Below are 16,539 nucleotides of genomic sequence, written 5' to 3'. Positions count from 1 at the left end.
AGATCAGCGGAAAGCCGTCCTTGGAAGCCTCGCGGAAGTCGGACCGAAAGCGCACCGCCGGGACCAGCCTGTCGGGCGCCAATCTGGAGCGGGTCGGCGACCACAACCAGCGGGTCATCCTGCAGGCCATCCGGGTCAACAGCCCCATCACCCGCGTCACCTTGGCCCAGATCAGCGGCTTGACCCCGCCCGCGGTCGCCAACATCACCAAGCGACTGCTGGACGACGGGCTGATCCTGGAGGCTGGCCGAGTGCAGGGGGCGCGCGGCCAGCCGGCCATGAACCTGATGATCAATCCCGATGGCTGCCTGTCGATCGGGGTCAATATAGACCGTGACCACATCACCGTGGTGCTGCTGGACCTGATGGGTGTCGTCCGGGCGCGGGCCAGCGAGGAGATCGAGTTTCCGCTGCCGGACGATGTGGCCAGGTTCTGCAAGGTCAAGATCCACGAGATGCTGGCGGCTTGGAAGGACGGCCCGCCGCGCCTGTCGGGCATCGGCGTCGCCCTGCCCGACGACCTGGGCCGGGTGGACCTGCCGCACCGTCCAGAAAACTACGACGTCTGGAGCACGGCCGATGTCGGCAAGCTGTTGGCCGGCATTCTGCCGCTGCCGGTGTTTCTCGAGAACGACGCCGCCGCCGCGGCCTTGGGCGAGCTGCAGTTCGGCCACGGCCTGCGCAAGCCCAGCTTCTTCTACGTGCTGATCTCGTCGGGCTTGGGCGGAGGCATGGTGGTGGAGGGCAATTACTTCCGCGGAGCGCAGGGCCGCAGCGGAGAGATCGGCTTCCTGCCCATCCGCTCCTCCAGGACCGAGGCCCGCTCCCTGCAGGAAGTGGTGTCGCTGTCGGCGCTTTACGCCCACCTGGAAGCTGGCGGCGTCACGGTCAACCGCCCCGACCAGTTGGCCAGCCTGTCCGCCGGGGGTCAGGCCTTGGTCGAGGACTGGCTGGTTCTCAGCGCCAAACTGCTGGTCTCGCCCTTCGTGGGGATCAGCTGCGTGTTTAATCCAGAGGCCATCTATATCGGCGGCCGTCTGCCCACCGATCTGCTCGACCGGTTGGTGGACGCCGTCAACGCCCGCCTGGCCAGGGTCGAGAACATGCCTGTCCTGGCTCCGGTCGAACGGGCCGCCACCTCGGCCGACGGGGCGGCGGTGGGGGCGGCCCTGCTGCCGTTCATGGCCCAGCTCCTGCCGTCCCGCGCCGCTTTGAGGAAGACCGGCGAGGGTTGATCGTTTGGGTGCGGATCAGATCATCCGCTGAGTGCTCACGGGCTGGCCCTTGCGGTGCTGGGCGTCGAGCATGACGATGGCGCGGTGGGCCGCGCGGATCGCGCCCTCCAGCCAGGCGCCGACATGGCTGAGATATTCGCCGGCGAAGTGGATCTGCCCGTCGGGCTGGCCCAGCAGGTGATAGTCGGGCTCGTCGTCGCTGGCCCAGCCGACGCCGATGCCCAGGGTGTAGGGCGCCGCCGCCCATTGCACCTGCAGCGGCTTTTCCAGCAATTGGCCGCAGGCTGGGTGCATCGCCTCGATGACCTTGCGGGTGTGCTCGATCTGGTCGGGGCGCGAGAGTTTGGCAAGTTGGTCCGCCACCTTGCCGCCAGCATAGGCCCCGAGGATCACGCCGGTCTTGGTGTGCAGGCCGTAGCTTGGATACCAGACCATGTTGCTGGGGCCCTTCACGAACGAGAGGCCTGCATGGCGGTGAAGGCGGCGCCGTAACCGCGGGGCGCGCCGATGCCGTGAATGAAACTGCGACGACTGACCAGCATGCATCCCCCTGAACGCTCCTGTTCAAGCGCCATGCGAAAGGGATGCTCACGGAGCGTCAATCAAAGACCCCGCCGCCGGATGATTGTCCGCCCGGCGCCGCCAAGGCTGGCAACCCGCGCCGCATTTCGCGGCGCTGGAGCATCGGCCGTGCGCGTTCAGGCAAGACACCGAGCGCCAGGGTCAAAATCTAGGCTCTTTGGCCGTTCAGACTGGGCGGGCTCAGGTATTTTCTCTTAGCCGCGCAGCACCGAAGCTTTCGCCGTGCGTTTCCCCCCAACCCGCGCCAATGATGCGGCAACGGAAGCTGCCGTCGGGTTGGCAAACAGGATCAGAGCGCCACATGCCTCCCATCGAAACGCCCTCCATTTCCCGCCGTTGCCTGGTGGCCGCGGGCGCGGCCTCGGCCGCGGCGACGGCGTCCCCCTTGGCCGCCACGGCGGCTTCGAACGCCGATGCTCCGGTGCTCGCCAAGGTCTCGTTCGAAATCAACGGCAAGCCCCAGACACTCGAGCTCGACACCCGCACCACCCTGCTTGACGCCCTGCGCGAGCACCTGAAGCTGACCGGCACCAAGAAGGGCTGTGACCACGGCCAGTGCGGGGCCTGTACAGTGATCGTGGAGGGGCGGCGGATCAATTCCTGCCTGAGCTTGGCGGTGATGCACGAGGGCGACCGCGTGACCACCATTGAGGGCCTGGGCGCGCCGGACAGGCTGCACCCGATGCAGGCCGCCTTCGTCAAGCACGACGGCTATCAGTGCGGCTACTGCACGCCGGGCCAGATCTGCTCGGCGGTCGCCGTGCTGGACGAGATCAAGGCCGGGATCCCCAGCCACGTCAGCGCCGACCTGACCGCCTCGCCTGAGGTGAGCGGAGAAGAGCTGCGAGAGCGGATGAGCGGCAACATCTGTCGCTGCGGCGCCTATTCCAACATCGTCGAGGCCATCACCGAAGTGGCGGGGAGGACGGCATGAAAGCCTTCACCTACGAGCGGGTCCGCTCCCCCGCCGAGGCCGCTGCGGCGGCTCGCAAGCCCGGCGCCAAGTTCATCGCCGGTGGCACCAATCTGCTCGACTTGATGAAGCTGCAGATCGAAACGCCTCGACATCTGATCGACGTCAACGGATTGGCGCTGGACAAGATCGACAAGACACCCGACGGCGGCCTCCGCATCGGAGCCCTGGTCCGCAATACCGATCTGGCGGCCGACAAGCGCGTGCGCCGCGACTACGCGGTGCTCAGCCGCGCCCTCCTGGCTGGCGCGTCCGGACAGCTGCGCAACAAGGCCACGACGGCGGGCAATCTGCTGCAGCGCACCCGCTGTCCCTATTTCTACGACACCAACATGCCATGCAACAAGCGCATGCCCGGCGCCGGCTGCTCGGCGATCGGCGGCTTCACCCGCTCGCACGCCGTGCTGGGGACCAGCGAGGCCTGCATCGCCACCCACCCCAGCGACATGGCCGTGGCCATGCGCGCCCTGGACGCCGAGGTGGAGACCGTCAAGCCGGACGGCGCCGTCCGCACGATCCCGATCGCCGACTTCCACCGCCTGCCAGGCGCCACGCCGCATCTGGAGACCGCGCTGGCGCCGGGCGAACTGATCACGGCCGTGACCCTGCCCAAGCCGATCGGCGGCGTGCATATCTACCAAAAGGTCCGCGACCGGGCCTCCTACGCCTTCGCCCTGGTGTCGGTGGCCGCCATCGTTCAGCGCGACGGCTCGGGTCGCTTGGCGGTCGGCGGCGTCGCCCACAAGCCGTGGCGCGTCGAGGCGGCCGAAGCGCAGCTGCGGCGCGGCGCCAAGCCGACGGCCGACCTGCTGCTGTCGGGGGCCAAGACCACGCCGGACAACGCCTACAAGCTGACCCTGGTCGAGCGCACGCTCGGCGCGGTGTTGGCGCAAGCAAGGGCCTGACGCCATGAAGTTCGACACGCCCGCCACCACCAATCCGATCGATCAGCTAAAGATCATCGGCAAGTCCACCGACCGCATCGATGGTCCGCACAAGACTAGCGGCCTGGCGACCTACGCCTATGAACACCACGACGTGGCCCCCAGCCCCGTCTATGGATTTGTGATCGGCGCGGCGATCGCCAAGGGCAGGATCACGTCGATGGACACGTCCAAGGCCCTGGCCGCGCCCGGCGTCCTGGCCATCGTCACGGCGGCCAATGCCGGCAAGCTCGGCAAGGGCAGATTCAACACCGCCAAACTCCTGGGCGGCCCCGAGATCGAACACTACCACCAGGCGATCGCCGTGGTCGTCGCCGAGACCTTCGAACAGGCGCGCGCCGCCGCCTCGCTCGTGAAGGTCGACTATGCCCGCGCCCAGGGCCGTTTCGACCTCGCCCAGGCCAAGCCCGGCGCGACCCGGCCCAAGGATAGCGCCGACGCCGTCGTCGGCGATTTCGCGACCGCCTTCGCCGCCGCGCCCGTGCAACTGGACGAGACCTACGTCACGCCCGACCAGAGCCATGCGATGATGGAGCCGCATGCCTCGATCGCCATCTGGAATGGTGACAAGCTGACCTTGTGGACGTCCAACCAGATGATCGCCTGGAGCGTGGGCGACGTGGCCCAGACGCTCGGCATCCCCAAGGCGAACGTCCGACTTGTGTCACCCTTCATCGGCGGCGGGTTTGGCGGCAAGCTCTTCGTGCGCGCCGACGCCATCCTGGCCGCGCTCGGGGCCCGCGCGGCCCGCCGGCCTGTGAAGCTGGCCCTGACTCGCCCCTTGATCTTCAACAACACCACCCATCGGCCCGCCACGATCCAGCGCATCCGCCTTGGCGCGACGAAGGAGGGCAAGCTCACGGCGATCGGCCACGGGACCTGGTCTGGCGATCTGGAGGGCGGCGGTCCCGAGGACGCCGTCCAGCAGACCCGCTTGCTCTATGCGGGGGCCAATCGCTTGATGACCACCCGTCTTGCGGTGCTGGATCTGCCCGAGGGCAACGCCATGCGCGCGCCAGGCGAGGCCCCTGGCCTGATGGCTCTGGAAGTGGCCATGGACGAACTGGCCGAGAAGCTGGGCATCGACCCCGTCGCGCTGCGCATCCTCAACGACACCCAGGTCGATCCGGAAAAGCCCGAGCGCCCCTTCTCCCAACGGCAGTTGATCCAGTGCCTGCGCACCGGGGCCGACCGGTTCGGCTGGGCGAAGCGCCGCGCGCCGGCCCAGACCCGCGACGGGCGTTGGTTGGTCGGCATGGGCGTCGCGGCCGCCTTCCGCAACAACCTGACCATGACCTCCGCCGCGCGTGTACGCCTGGACAAAGACGGCGTGGTGACGGTCGAGACCGATATGACCGACATCGGCACGGGCAGCTATACGATCATCGCCCAGACGGCCGCCGAGATGATGGGCGTGCCGCTCAGTCAGGTCTCGGTGAAGCTCGGCGACTCCTCTTTCCCGGTTTCGTCGGGCTCTGGCGGCCAATGGGGCGGCAACAGTTCGACCGCTGGCGTCTACGCCGCTTGCGTCAAGTTGCGCGAAGCCGTTGCGCAAAAGCTGGGTTTCGATCCGAGCCTGGCGAAATTCGCCGACAGCCAGGTCAGCGCCGGCGGACGCAGCCTCCCCCTGGCCCAGGCCGCAGGCGAGGCGGGGCTGACGGCTGAGGACAAAATGGAATATGGCGACCTGGCCAAGACCCACCAGCAATCGACGTTCGGCGCGCACTTCGTTGAGGTCGGGGTCGATGCGGCCACGGGCGAGATCCGCGTGCGGCGGATGCTGGCCGTCTGCGCGGCGGGGCGGATCCTGAACCCCAAGTCGGCTCGCAGTCAGGTGATTGGCGCCATGACCATGGGCGTTGGCGGCGCTCTGATGGAAGAGTTGGTCGTCGATAAACGGCTGGGCTTCTTCGTCAATCACGACCTGGCCGGCTACGAAGTGCCCGTGCATGCCGACATTCCGCACCAGGAGGTGATCTTCCTTGACGAAACAGACCCGATGTCCTCGCCGATGAAGGCCAAGGGCGTTGGAGAGCTGGGCATATGCGGGGTCGCCGCCGCGGTCGCCAATGCCGTCCACAACGCCACCGGCGTACGGGTGCGGCACTATCCGGTCACGCTCGACAAGCTTCTCGATCGGCTGCCGCAGGTCGCCTAGAGCCTTTCCCGACCTGACTGCGTCAGGCCGTGAGCTCTAATCTCATGTTTTGACGCAATTTTCTTCACGCGAACCGGAGCCAATTCGCTCGAAAAATGCTCTAGAACGCTGGACCAGACAGAAAGCCGGCCACCGCGTTGCCGTCGAACACGGTCTCGGCCCGACCACCCGGCCCCGCGTCCATCGGCCAGCAAGCTGGCAATTTTTTTGAAGTTTTTGGCGCACCCGACACGATTCGAACGTGTGACCTTTGCCTTCGGAGGGCAACGCTCTATCCAGCTGAGCTACGGGTGCTTCCGCCTTGCGGAAGCGCGGTCTTAGCGGAAAGGCCGCGCCGGCGCAAACGGGTCTTTCCTATCCCTTGGCCAGATAGACGAAGCGCAGAATGAACAGGGCCGCCAGCACCAGCAGCAGCCAGTCGGCCTTGGTGATCTTGCCGGTCAACAGGCGCAGCAAGGCGTAGCTGGTGATGCCGAAGGCCAAGCCGTTGGCGATCGAGAAGGTCAGCGGAATGGTGATCAGGGTCAGGAAGGCCGGGATCGCCACGGTCGGGTCGGCCCAGTCGATGTCGACCAGCGACCCGACCATCAGGGCGCCGACCAGGATCAAGGCCGGCGCGGTGGCGGCGGCCGGTATGGCCTGGACCAGCGGCGCGAAGAACATGGTCAGCAAAAAGAGCAGGCCCACGACCACCGCCGTCAGGCCGGTTCGGCCGCCAGCCGTGACGCCGGCGGCGCTCTCGATATAGCTGGTCACCGTGCTGGTGCCGGCCACAGCGCCGACCATGGTGGCCGCCGAGTCGGCCAGCAGGATGCGGTTGAGGCGGGGGATCGAGCCGTCCGGCGCTTGCAGGCCGGCCTTCTTGGTCACCGCCACCAGGGTGCCGACATTGTCGAACAGGTCGACGAACAGGAAGACGAAGACGATCTCAAGCATGGCGAGCGCCAGGCCGCCCTTCAGGTGGAAGGCGCCGAGGATGTCGAGCTTGAAGGCCGTGGCGGTCAGGTCGGCGAGGCTGGAGGTGGCGGGGATGACCTTGGCAAGGCCCAGGACCCAGCCGGCGGCGGTGGCCAGCAGGATGCCGATCAGGATCGCGCCCTTGACCCGCCAGGCCTGCAGCACGGCGATGACCAGCAGGCCGATGATCGCCAGGGCCGCGCTGGGGGTCGTGAGGTCGCCCAGGGCCACGGTGGTGGCGGGGCTGGCGACGATGATCCCCGCCTCCTTCAGGCCGATGAAGGCGATGAACAGGCCGACCCCGGCCGCAACCGCCGAGAACAGCGGCTTGGGGATGGCCGCGACGATCATCTGCCGAACGCCCACCAGGGTCAGGATCAGGAAGGCCACGCCCGACAGGAAGACGCAGCCCAGGGCCACCTCCCACGGCACGCCCATGCCCTTGACCACGGTGTAGGTGAAATAGGCGTTCAGCCCCATGCCGGGGGCCAGGGCCAGAGGATAGTTGGCGATCAGCCCCATCAGGATCGAGCCGAAGCCGGCCGCCAGACAGGTGGCGACGGCGACGGCGGCCACCGGCATGCCGGCCTCGCCGAGGATCGTCGGATTGACCACGACGATATAGGCCATGGTCATGAAGGTGGTGAAACCGGCCAGCACCTCGATGCGAACGTTCGTGCCGTTGGCCTTCAGGCCGAAGAGCTTCTCAAGCATTCAGCGGCTCCCGGTGGGCGCGCCGACCGGGAGGGTCGTGGCGTAGGTGTTCCAGTGATGGGTCAGTTCGCGAACCACCGGACCGGCGACCTTGAAGGTGGCGGCGAAGGCGGCGGCCGCGCCGTCATGGTTGAACACCCGCGGGAAGGTCGGCTGGTCGAGGGGCGGTCGCGTATAGTTGCTCGCCGTGCGCAGCACCAGCACCCGGCGCGCGTCGATCTGGCCGGCGTCGCCATAGAGGTGCAGCACGTCGAGTATGCCCTGGTCCTCGCAGTCGCTCATCGCGAAGACGCCGGCCTTGTCGGTCCAAAGCTGGACCCAGTCTCGGGCCCACTGTGTCCGGCGGTCGCCGTGCCAGAAGCGGGTGGCGCCCAGCACGTCGCCTTCGAGCACGAAGGGCGGCTTCTGGGCCAGGGGCTGGCCCGCATAGCCACTACGCAGCGCCTTGAGCTTCTCCGAATCCGGCAAGGCGACGTCCTTGCTCAGGCCATAGGCCCAGTCGACCAAGCCGGTGTCGAGTTTCCAGACCATGCCGCTGGAGCCGTTGGCGTCGCCCTTGACCTGGGGACGGTCGGTCTGCAGCGCATAGAGGCCATAGGGCCAGTCGGCGGGGATTTCGCGATCATCGACCTCGTAGATCGGGTCGGCGTCGACCACGAAATTGGCCCAGGCGGCGCTGCCGACCGAGGCGACCTGGGGATCGACCCCGGCGATGCCGCTGACGATCCAGTAGGCCTTGGACAGGTCGAACTGCTTGGAGAGGATCAGGGCGGCGACGCTTTCGCGGGCTCGGCCGCGCATGTCGCTGGCGATGGCCAGCACGCCGTCGTCGGAATAGCGCGCCATGTGACGCACGCCGGGTATCTTGATCTCGTGGGTCAGCGGCCAGCCCTCGACCCAGGGCTGGAACTCGCCGGCGAAGTCGCCGGTGTCGGCCCCGACCTCGAAGGTGGTGACGATGACGACCTTGATCGGCATCGGCTTGGCGAGCGCCACGCCGCCGAGGCCGGTCGCCAGCACGAAGGTCATCAAGACCCGAAACAGAAATCGCCGCATACCGTCCTCATGCCCCAAACTGGCGGCGAAAATCATCCGCTCCGCCGCGCGATGCAATCGGAGAAATTGGCTGGCGGCAAGAGCGCGCCCGTTTGCGCGTCGTCTGGGCGACGGCGCCCGATCGGGGGATTCCACGTTCAAGCTGACCGAGCGACACTCGCCAGGCTCGCCTCTCCCGCCGGCAAGGCGGTAAGGTGGACCGACTCACCAACGCCCCGAAAGCCTATCCATGCGCCTTGCCCTGACGCTTCTGTTCCTGACCTGCGCGCCGCTCTCGGCCCCGCTGGCCGCCCAGGCCGCCCACCTGCTGGACGCCACGCCGCGCACGGCGGTGATCAGCGCCTTCCCGCCCGAACTGATGGCCTTGGAAGCCGCGACCACCGACAAGCACGACCATGCCGCGGCCGGCACGCGCTTCGTCACCGGCACACTGGAGGGCAAGCCGGTGGTGCTGTTCCTCAGCGGGGTCAGCATGGTCAACGCCGCGATGATCACACAGCTAGGCTTGGACCATTTCAAGATCGAGCGGATCGTGTTCTCCGGCGTAGCCGGCGGGGCCGATCCCGACCTTGAGGTCGGCGACGTGGTGGCCCCCGACAGCTGGGTGCAGTCGTCGGAAATGGCCTATGCCCGCGAGGTTCCCGGCGGCTTGGCTCCGCCCCAAGGTCTGACCGCCGGGCTGCCGGCCTTCGGCATGATGTATCCGCGCCCGGTCCGCGCTCAGCGCGATCCGGGCGAGGCGCCGGAGGAGCGGCTGAACTTCCCGGCCGATCCGGCCTTGCTGAAGGTCGCCCGGCGGGTCGCCGAGCGCGTCACTCTGCAACGCTGCGCCGCCGACCAGTGCCTGACCAAGGCGCCCAAGGTGGTGGTCGGCGGGGTGGGCGGTTCAGGGCCGGTGTTCGTCGACAATGCCGCCTTCCGTCAATATGCCCACACGACGTTCGGGGCCCGCGTGCTGGACATGGAAAGCGCCGCCGTCGCCCAGGTGGCCTATGTCAACAAGACGCCGTTCATCGCCTTCCGCAGCCTGTCGGACCTGGCCGGTGGCGACCCGGCCGGCAACCAGTTCCCGGTGTTTTTGAAGTTCGCGGCGGCCAACAGCGCCACCGTCGTGAGAGCGTTCGTCAAGGCGCTGCCCTAGTCCTCCTCCTTTGGGGGAGGCGATCGCGAAGCGATCGGTGGGGGGCGTTTTAGGATCGTCGATCGTGTGGAAATGGCCAGCTCCCGATCACTCCCCCCTCCGTCGGCTTCGCCGCCACCTCCCCCCACAGGGGGAGGAACTCAGGCCCGCAGCGGATCCTTGGCGTTCGGATCGCCATAGGTCAGCGACACGAACACGTCCTCCAGATCCGGATCCTCGGTGGCGATGTCCTTGATCTTCAGACCCTCGGCCCGCACCGCGGCCAGCACCTGTTCGACGCTGGACTGACCCGTGCGGTAGGAGACCGAGAACGCCCCGGCCCCGCGCAGCTTGGTCTCGAAGCCCGCCAGCAGCGGCGCTGCGGTCACCGGCTCTTCGGGCGTCACCACCACGTTGCGGATGTCCATTCGGCTCAGCAGCTTGGCCGTCGGCTCGTTGACCACCACCTCGCCGCGATTGACGATGGCGATCTGGTCGCACAGCTCCTGGGCCTCTTCCAGATAGTGGGTGGTCAGCACGATGGTCACGCCCAGCTTGTTCAGCCCGGTGACATAGCTCCACAGCTGGCGACGCAGCTCGACATCGACGCCTGCGGTCGGCTCGTCGAGGATCAGCACCGGCGGCTGGTGGACCATGGCTTTCGCCACCATCAGCCGGCGCTTCATGCCGCCCGACAGCTGGCGGACATAGGCGTCGGCCTTGTCGCCCAGGCCCAGGGCGTTGAGCAGTTCATCGGTGCGACGCTCGCTCTTGGGCACGCCGTACATGCCGGCCTGGACCTCCAGCGATTCGCGCGGGGTGAAGAACACGTCGGCCGCCAGTTCCTGGGGCACCACGCCGATGGCGGCGCGGGCGTCGCGCGGGCGCTCGTCGATGTCGCGGCCCCAGATCCGCACCGTGCCGCTGGTCTTGCGGGTCAGGCCGGCCAGGATGTTGATGAAGGTCGACTTTCCAGCCCCGTTCGGTCCCAGGAGCCCGAAGATCGAGCCACGCGGCACCTTGAGGTCGATGCCGTTCAAAGCCCGTTTTTCGGGTGATGTCTTGCTGGCGGGATAGGTCTTGAACAGGCCTTCGGCTTCGATCGCGTAGGCGGGCAGGTCCATGAAACGTCCAGATGCGGCGCTTTGGGGCGCTTGAAGAAAAACGAACGCGTGCGTGCGAATTGACGGCGGCGCGACAGGTCGCATAGGTATGCCTGCATCGCCGCCACGCCAAGGCCGCGTCTGGATTTCAAGGGTTTTACCAAGATGGCGCGCAAGGCCAAGTCCACCTCCGCTCTCGACGCCCTGCCCGGATCGGCGATGTCGGGGCCCGCCACGGCCCCGACCGGCATGGACACCTTGGCCCATCCTGGCTCCGCCCCCGAAACCATCATGGTCCGCTCGCACCGCATCGCCTGCGACGGCGTCGGCGGCGCCCTGGGCCATCCACGCGTCTGGCTGGAGATGGGCGCGGCCGGCTTCGTCGACTGCTCCTATTGCGACCGCCGCTTCATCGCCGCCACCGCCCCGGGTCATGACGAGGACGAGCAACTGGCCCCTGGCGTCTATGAAGGCTCCGGCGGCCACTGAGGTGACCGACGAGTCCGCGTCCCTGCGCCGCGCCGAGACCCTGGCCCAGGCCTGGGCGGCTGCCGAATGGCCGCACGAGGCGCCGGTGCTGCGGGCCATCGCCATGCCGTCCGACACCAATCCCGAGGGCGACATCTTCGGTGGCTGGCTGCTGTCGCAGATGGACCTGGCGGCGGCCTCGATCGCCTTCCACCGCGCCGCCGGCCGCTGCGCCACCATCGCCATCGACGGCATGACCTTCATCAGCCCGGTGTTCGTCGGCGACGAGGTCAGTCTGTTCGCCAAGGTCGTCCACGTGGGCCGCACCTCACTGAAGGTCGAGGTCGAGGCCTGGCGCCGCCGCCGCGACGGCGAGCAGGCCCACAAGGTGACCCAGGGCGTGTTCACGTTCGTGGCCATTGGCGAGGATCGCAAGCCGAGGCCGCTGCCGCGGTAGCTAGGTCCTCCCCCTGCGGGGGAGGCGGTCGCGCAGCGACCGGTGGGGGGTGTTTTGGGATCGTCGATCGTAGGTTCGACCGTCATCCGATCCCTCCCCCCACCGTCGGCTTCGCCGACACCTCCCCCACGAGGGGAGGACTTATTCAGCGGCTCACCTGCCCCCTACGGATCGCTTCGCGATCGTCCGCCCCCATAAGGGAAAGAGCTCCGCCCCCTATGGGGGCGGACAGACGGCGAAGCCGTCAGGTGGGGGCAAGGGCGTGTGATCTCACCTGAAAAGCGCCCGAAGCGGCCGCCTGGAAGTCCGATTTGGGTCGAAAGCAGAACCCCTACCCCGCCAAATCCTCATACGGCTTTCCATCACTCGACATCAGCACCGCCAAAGGCCGCGTGCCGCTGAACTCGGCCAGGATCGCCATGGTCATCACCGCCAGCGGGGTCGACAGGAAGGCCCCGGTCACGCCCCACAGGAAGCCCCAGAAGGCCAGGGCCAGCAGCACCACGATCGGGTCGAGGTTGAGGCTGCGGCCCTGCATGCGCGGCTGGACCACGTGGCTGACGGCGAAGTGGATGGCTTCCAGGCCGACCAGCAGGATCACCCCGCGCCAGATGTCCTGCACCTCCACCAGGCCGAACACCGCCGGGAACAGTACGCCGACGGCGGCGCCGATGGCCGGAATGTAGTTGGTCAGGAAGATGATCAGGCACCAGAACGGGATGTGCGACAGACCCACCGCCGCCATCAAGGCCGCCGAGGCCGCAGTGATGATCAGCCCGACCACGGTCTGCACCCAGATGTAGTTCTGCAGGCCGTCGCGGATCTGGTTGAACACCCGCTGGGCCTCGACGCGACGCTCCGCGTTCTGGAACATGCCCTGGGCCTTGGCCTTGAAGCCCCGGCGCGAGGCCAGCAGGAAGCCCAGATAGATCAGCACGAAGATTGTCGCCTCGGCGAAATGGCTGAACGAGCCGGCGACCACGCCCACATATTGGGCCGGGTTGAGCGTTTGGATCAGGCTGGAAAGGGTCGGCGTGACGCGCAGCCCCAGATGCTGCGCCACCAGGCCCAGCAGGTCGTTGATCCGCGCCGTGTAGCTGGCGGACTGGGCGGCGAAGTCGCTGGCGTTGTCGGCCGTCACCCAGATCGTCACCACCAGCACCGCGACGATGGCGGCGATGGCGACCGGCAGGGCCAGCCGGCGCAGCGCCTTGGGCAGTCGGACCGTCAGCAGGCGGGCCAGGCCGTCGATGATGATCAGCAGGAACACCGCCAGAACGAACGGCTCCAGGATTCCCCGCAAGGCCCACAGCGCAAGGCCCGTCAGGATCGTGGCGGTGATCACTGCGGCCACCTTCAGGGCGGTGACGTGGCCCAGCAGATTGACAGACGGGGGGTTCGGCGCGGAATCGGTCATGGTCAGGTCGGCCTAGGGAGCGTCTGAAGGTTCCAGCTATGCCCCGGTCTGGCCCCGTCCGCCATTCCCGTCTGGACACCCCGCCCCCTCCAGCGCCATATCCGTCCATGCACGACCACGACGCCGACGTCATCATCGCCGGAGCCGGCATGGCCGGAACCACCCTGGCGCTCGCCCTGGCCTCGGCCGGGGTCAAGGCCCTGCTGGTCGATCCCCAGCCGTTCGACGCCCAGCTGGCGCCGAGCTTCGATGGGCGCTCCTCGGCCGTCGCCTATTCGTCGTTTCGCCAATGGCGGACGATCGGGGCCGGCGAGGCCCTGGCGCCCCACGCTCAGCGGATCGAGCAGATCCTGGTCACCGACGGCAAGACCCCGGGTCCGGCCTCGGGCGGCCCCTCGCCGTTCTTCCTGCGCTTCGACAGCGGCGAGATCGCCGACCGCTCCAACGGCGAGCCCCTGGGCTATCTGATCGAGAACCGCCAGATCCGCGCCGCCCTGGCCCAGACCGTGATCGACAAGGGCATAGAGGTGCTGGCGCCGGCCGGCGCCAAGGCGCTGGACGTCACCCCCGCTGGCGCCACCTTGACCCTCACCGACGGCCGAACCCTCTCGGCGCCGCTGGTGGTGTCCGCCGAGGGCCGCAATGGCGTGCTGCGCAAGGCCGCGGGCATCGGCGACATCGGCTGGCGCTACGGCCAGAGCGGCGTGGTGGCCACTGTGCGTCTGCAGCACCCGCACCAGGGCGTGGCCCACGAATATTTCCTGCCCAGCGGCCCATTCGCCATTCTTCCGCTGACGGACAATCGCGCCAGCCTGGTGTGGACCGAAAGCACTTTGCGCGCCGAGGCCCTGCGCGACGCTTCGCCAGAAGCCTTCCACAGCCACCTGATGCGACGGTTCGGCGAGTTTCTGGGCACGGTCGAGATGGTTGGCCCAACCTTCGTCTATCCGCTGTCGCTGTCGCTGGCCGAACGGCTGGTCGCCCCGCGCCTGGCCCTGATCGGCGACGCCGCCCACGGCGTGCACCCGATCGCCGGCCAGGGCCTCAACCTCGGCCTCAAGGACGCCGCAGCCTTGGCGCAGGTAGTGGTCGAGGCGTTGCGCAATGGCGAGGACATCGGGGCCGAGGCCGTGTTGGAGCGCTACGCCCGCTGGCGACGGTTCGACAATATCACCAACGCCCTGGCCTTCGACGGCTTCGTGCGCCTGTTCTCCAACGACAATCCACTGCTACGCCTAGCGCGCGGCGTGGGCATGGCGGCGGTCAACCGCATCGCGCCAGCGCGGCGGTTCTTCATGCACGAGGCCGGCGGCGGGGTCGGGGATCTGCCGAAACTGCTCAGGGGCATGGCCATCTAGCGGTCGGTGGGGGGGGAGTTTTTGAAATCGGCGGTCCGGAGCATGGCCGGTGGCCGATCACGCCCCCCTCCGCCGGCTTCGCCGACACCTTCCCCACAGGAGGAGGACTTGGCCGTGTCTAGTCTTCCAGGCTGCGGGCTTCCTCGGGCAGCATGATCGGCACGCCGTCGCGGATCGGATAGGCCAGCTTGGCGGCGTTGCTGATCAGCTCGCCCCGGGCGCGGTCATAGAACAGTGGCGCGCGGGTGACGGGACAGACCAGCACCTCCAGCAGGCGCGGGTCGAGATCGGTGGGCGGAGGGGGAGCAGCGGCGGTCATGGGCGGCGTTGTAGGCGGTTTTGGCAGCGGCGCAAACTACTGCAGCATCCCCGGTTCCTCGTCGTCCCCCAGCGCCGCGTCGATCTCCAGCAACGCCACCAGGGTCTCGCGGCGGTCGGTCAGGGTGGGGGCCTCGAGCAGGGCCTGTTTCTCGACCGGCTCGAACGGCAGGGCCATGGCCAGGCTGTTGATCAAGGCGTCGGAGGGCGCGGCCTCGGCGCTGGTCCAGTCGATGTCGAGACCACGATGGTCGAGATAACGGCGCAGGGCCGCCAACAGGGCTTCGGCCTCGCCGCCCGAGGTGGCCCCTTCGGCGGCCTCGCGCAGGTCGGCTTCGAAGGTCGAGAAATCGACGCGCGCCTGGCGGTAGGGCGCGCGGCTGGGCAACTCCGCGCCCAGCCGAAAGCGGCAGACGCCGGTCAGAGTCACCAGATAACGCCCGTCGCTGGCCTCGGCGAAGCTGGTCACCCGGCCCGCGCAGCCGACGGAAGCGAGGCTGGGCCGCTCGTCGTCGCCGCCGGGCCGGGTCTGGACCATGCCGATGATCCGCTCACCCGACATGGCGTCGTCGAACATGTTGAGATAACGCGGCTCGAAGATGTTGAGCGGCAACTGGCCGCCGGGCAGCAGCAGGCAGCCGTCCAGCGGAAACACCGGGATCACCAGCGGCAGGTCGTCGGCCCTTCGATAGACGCCCGGCATCGGGTTCTCCTAGCTGAACAGAATGGCCGACAGCCGCTTGCGGCCGGCCTTGGCCACTTCCGACGTATAGCCGGCCGCCTCGAACACGGTCAGCAGTTGCTTGCGCGCCGCCTCGTCGTTCCAGGTGCGGTCGCGTTCGATGATGGTCAGAAGATGGTCGGAAGAGGCTTGAAGCTGGCCGGCGCCGGCCAGGGCCTTGGCCAGTTCGAAACGGGCTTCGTGGTCGTCGGCGTCGGACGCCAGGCGCTGCTCGAACGGCGCGGTCTCGGACGGCGCGTCCTGGGCCAGGACCAAGGCGGCGCGGACGATCTCGAGGTCGGGGTCCTTGGCGTCGGCCGGGGCGGTGGCGGCGACTTCGGCCGCGCCCTCCAGGTCGCCACCGATCAGATAGCAGCGGGCCAGGCCGCCGATGGCCTTGAGGCTGGCCGGGTCCAATTGCAGCAGCTGTGCGAAGGCCTGGGCGGCGCCGCCGATGTCGCCGAGCTCCATCGATTCCGTGGCCATGGCCAGCAGGGCGTCGGCGTCGCTCTGGGCCGGCGGGCCGGAAATGCGGTCGATGAAGGCCTTGATCTCGCTTTCGGGCTGGGCGCCCTGGAAGCCGTCGACCGGCTGGCCGTCGACAAAGGCGTAGACGGTCGGGATCGACTGCACGCGCAACTGGCCCGAATAGCCGGGGTTCTTGTCGACATCGATCTTGACCAGCTTGACCGCGCCTCCGGCTGCGTTGACCGCCTTTTCCAAGGCCGGGGTCAGCTGGCGGCACGGACCGCACCAGGTCGCCCAGAAGTCGACGATCACCGGTTGGATCTTGGAGGCCTCGATGACGTCGGCCAGGAAGCTGGCGTCCGTGCCGTCCTTGATGTGCTCGCTCTTGCTCGCGCCGCCAGCAAGGATGGGAGCGGGTTTTTCGCCAATCAGGGCCATCGGGTCTCTCTTCACGCAGGGTCTTCAACGCATGGCGCGCCGATTGGATCGG

The 16,539-nt window shown here is 68.0% G+C and carries 16 protein-coding genes and 1 tRNA gene; 8 read left to right on the top strand and 9 right to left on the bottom strand.

Annotated features, from left to right (window positions below):
• Positions 1-20: 20 nt before the first annotated feature.
• Entirely contained in the window at positions 21-1,235 is a 1,215-nt protein-coding gene (locus tag ACP7AG_RS12885; RefSeq protein WP_426009949.1) for an ROK family transcriptional regulator, read from the top strand.
• A 15-nt stretch (positions 1,236-1,250) separates the two neighbouring features.
• Here the strand turns inward: ACP7AG_RS12885 and ACP7AG_RS12880 are convergent, their stop codons facing one another.
• Entirely contained in the window at positions 1,251-1,781 is a 531-nt protein-coding gene (locus ACP7AG_RS12880; RefSeq protein ID WP_426031235.1) for an FAD-dependent oxidoreductase, read from the bottom strand.
• A 337-nt stretch (positions 1,782-2,118) separates the two neighbouring features.
• Here ACP7AG_RS12880 and paoA point away from each other — a divergent pair, with 337 nt between their 5' ends.
• The 3 genes from paoA to paoC are packed head-to-tail and all read left to right on the top strand — an operon-like array spanning position 2,119 to position 5,892.
• Entirely contained in the window at positions 2,119-2,751 is a 633-nt protein-coding gene (paoA, locus tag ACP7AG_RS12875) for an aldehyde dehydrogenase iron-sulfur subunit PaoA (RefSeq protein ID WP_426009950.1), read from the top strand.
• Complete coding sequence (locus ACP7AG_RS12870; protein ID WP_426031233.1) at positions 2,748-3,695, top strand: FAD binding domain-containing protein; 948 nt, start codon at positions 2,748-2,750, stop codon at positions 3,693-3,695. Before paoA ends, ACP7AG_RS12870 begins: the two co-directional genes overlap by 4 nt.
• A gap of 4 nt (positions 3,696-3,699) precedes the next feature.
• Positions 3,700-5,892, top strand: coding sequence for an aldehyde oxidoreductase molybdenum-binding subunit PaoC (gene paoC, locus ACP7AG_RS12865; RefSeq protein ID WP_426009954.1), 2,193 nt, complete (start codon positions 3,700-3,702; stop codon positions 5,890-5,892).
• A 217-nt stretch (positions 5,893-6,109) separates the two neighbouring features.
• On the opposite strand, the gene ACP7AG_RS12860 is transcribed toward paoC, so the two are convergent.
• The 3 genes from ACP7AG_RS12860 to ACP7AG_RS12850 all read right to left on the bottom strand — a co-directional run bounded on the left by ACP7AG_RS12860 (position 6,110) and on the right by ACP7AG_RS12850 (position 8,619).
• Positions 6,110-6,186 (bottom strand) — tRNA-Arg (locus tag ACP7AG_RS12860).
• A 60-nt stretch (positions 6,187-6,246) separates the two neighbouring features.
• Positions 6,247-7,563, bottom strand: coding sequence for an NCS2 family permease (locus ACP7AG_RS12855; protein ID WP_426031231.1), 1,317 nt, complete (start codon positions 7,561-7,563; stop codon positions 6,247-6,249).
• Complete coding sequence (locus tag ACP7AG_RS12850) at positions 7,564-8,619, bottom strand: purine nucleoside permease (protein WP_426031229.1); 1,056 nt, start codon at positions 8,617-8,619, stop codon at positions 7,564-7,566. It lies immediately after the preceding gene.
• A 229-nt stretch (positions 8,620-8,848) separates the two neighbouring features.
• Here ACP7AG_RS12850 and ACP7AG_RS12845 point away from each other — a divergent pair, with 229 nt between their 5' ends.
• On the top strand, positions 8,849-9,760 hold the full coding sequence (locus ACP7AG_RS12845) for a 5'-methylthioadenosine/S-adenosylhomocysteine nucleosidase (RefSeq protein WP_426031227.1): 912 nt from the start codon (positions 8,849-8,851) through the stop codon (positions 9,758-9,760).
• A 140-nt stretch (positions 9,761-9,900) separates the two neighbouring features.
• Here ACP7AG_RS12845 and ACP7AG_RS12840 read toward each other — a convergent pair whose 3' ends face one another.
• The gene (locus ACP7AG_RS12840; RefSeq protein WP_426010050.1) at positions 9,901-10,863 is read right to left on the bottom strand and encodes an ABC transporter ATP-binding protein; all 963 of its coding nucleotides are present in this window, start codon (positions 10,861-10,863) and stop codon (positions 9,901-9,903) included.
• Positions 10,864-11,061: 198 nt separating this feature from the next.
• On the opposite strand from ACP7AG_RS12840, the gene ACP7AG_RS12835 reads away from it, so the two are divergent.
• Together ACP7AG_RS12835 and ACP7AG_RS12830 are read left to right on the top strand one after the other, a co-directional pair.
• Complete coding sequence (locus ACP7AG_RS12835) at positions 11,062-11,331, top strand: zinc-finger domain-containing protein (protein ID WP_426011272.1); 270 nt, start codon at positions 11,062-11,064, stop codon at positions 11,329-11,331.
• Positions 11,309-11,767, top strand: coding sequence for an acyl-CoA thioesterase (locus ACP7AG_RS12830; protein WP_426010051.1), 459 nt, complete (start codon positions 11,309-11,311; stop codon positions 11,765-11,767). Before ACP7AG_RS12835 ends, ACP7AG_RS12830 begins: the two co-directional genes overlap by 23 nt.
• 331 nt (positions 11,768-12,098) lie before the next feature.
• On the opposite strand, the gene ACP7AG_RS12825 is transcribed toward ACP7AG_RS12830, so the two are convergent.
• Positions 12,099-13,184 (bottom strand): AI-2E family transporter, encoded by a 1,086-nt coding sequence (locus ACP7AG_RS12825; RefSeq protein WP_426031225.1) that lies wholly within the window; start codon positions 13,182-13,184, stop codon positions 12,099-12,101.
• Between the two features lie 107 nt (positions 13,185-13,291).
• Here ACP7AG_RS12825 and ACP7AG_RS12820 point away from each other — a divergent pair, with 107 nt between their 5' ends.
• A complete protein-coding gene (locus tag ACP7AG_RS12820) occupies positions 13,292-14,542 on the top strand; it encodes a UbiH/UbiF/VisC/COQ6 family ubiquinone biosynthesis hydroxylase (RefSeq protein ID WP_426031223.1) in 1,251 nt (416 codons plus the stop codon).
• Between the two features lie 118 nt (positions 14,543-14,660).
• Here the strand turns inward: ACP7AG_RS12820 and ACP7AG_RS12815 are convergent, their stop codons facing one another.
• From ACP7AG_RS12815 to ACP7AG_RS12805, 3 genes are read right to left on the bottom strand one after another with little or no spacing between them, the layout of a single operon-like run.
• Complete coding sequence (locus ACP7AG_RS12815) at positions 14,661-14,861, bottom strand: Trm112 family protein (protein ID WP_426031221.1); 201 nt, start codon at positions 14,859-14,861, stop codon at positions 14,661-14,663.
• Positions 14,862-14,897: 36 nt separating this feature from the next.
• Positions 14,898-15,563, bottom strand: coding sequence for an LON peptidase substrate-binding domain-containing protein (locus ACP7AG_RS12810; RefSeq protein WP_426010057.1), 666 nt, complete (start codon positions 15,561-15,563; stop codon positions 14,898-14,900).
• 9 nt (positions 15,564-15,572) lie between these two features.
• Positions 15,573-16,487 (bottom strand): tetratricopeptide repeat protein, encoded by a 915-nt coding sequence (locus ACP7AG_RS12805; protein WP_426010058.1) that lies wholly within the window; start codon positions 16,485-16,487, stop codon positions 15,573-15,575.
• Between the last annotated feature and the right edge of the window lie 52 nt (positions 16,488-16,539).

Source organism: Caulobacter sp. DWP3-1-3b2 (assembly GCF_049896325.1).
Taxonomy (GTDB): Bacteria; Pseudomonadota; Alphaproteobacteria; order Caulobacterales; family Caulobacteraceae; genus Caulobacter.
This window is presented reverse-complemented; position numbering and strand designations above follow the sequence as displayed.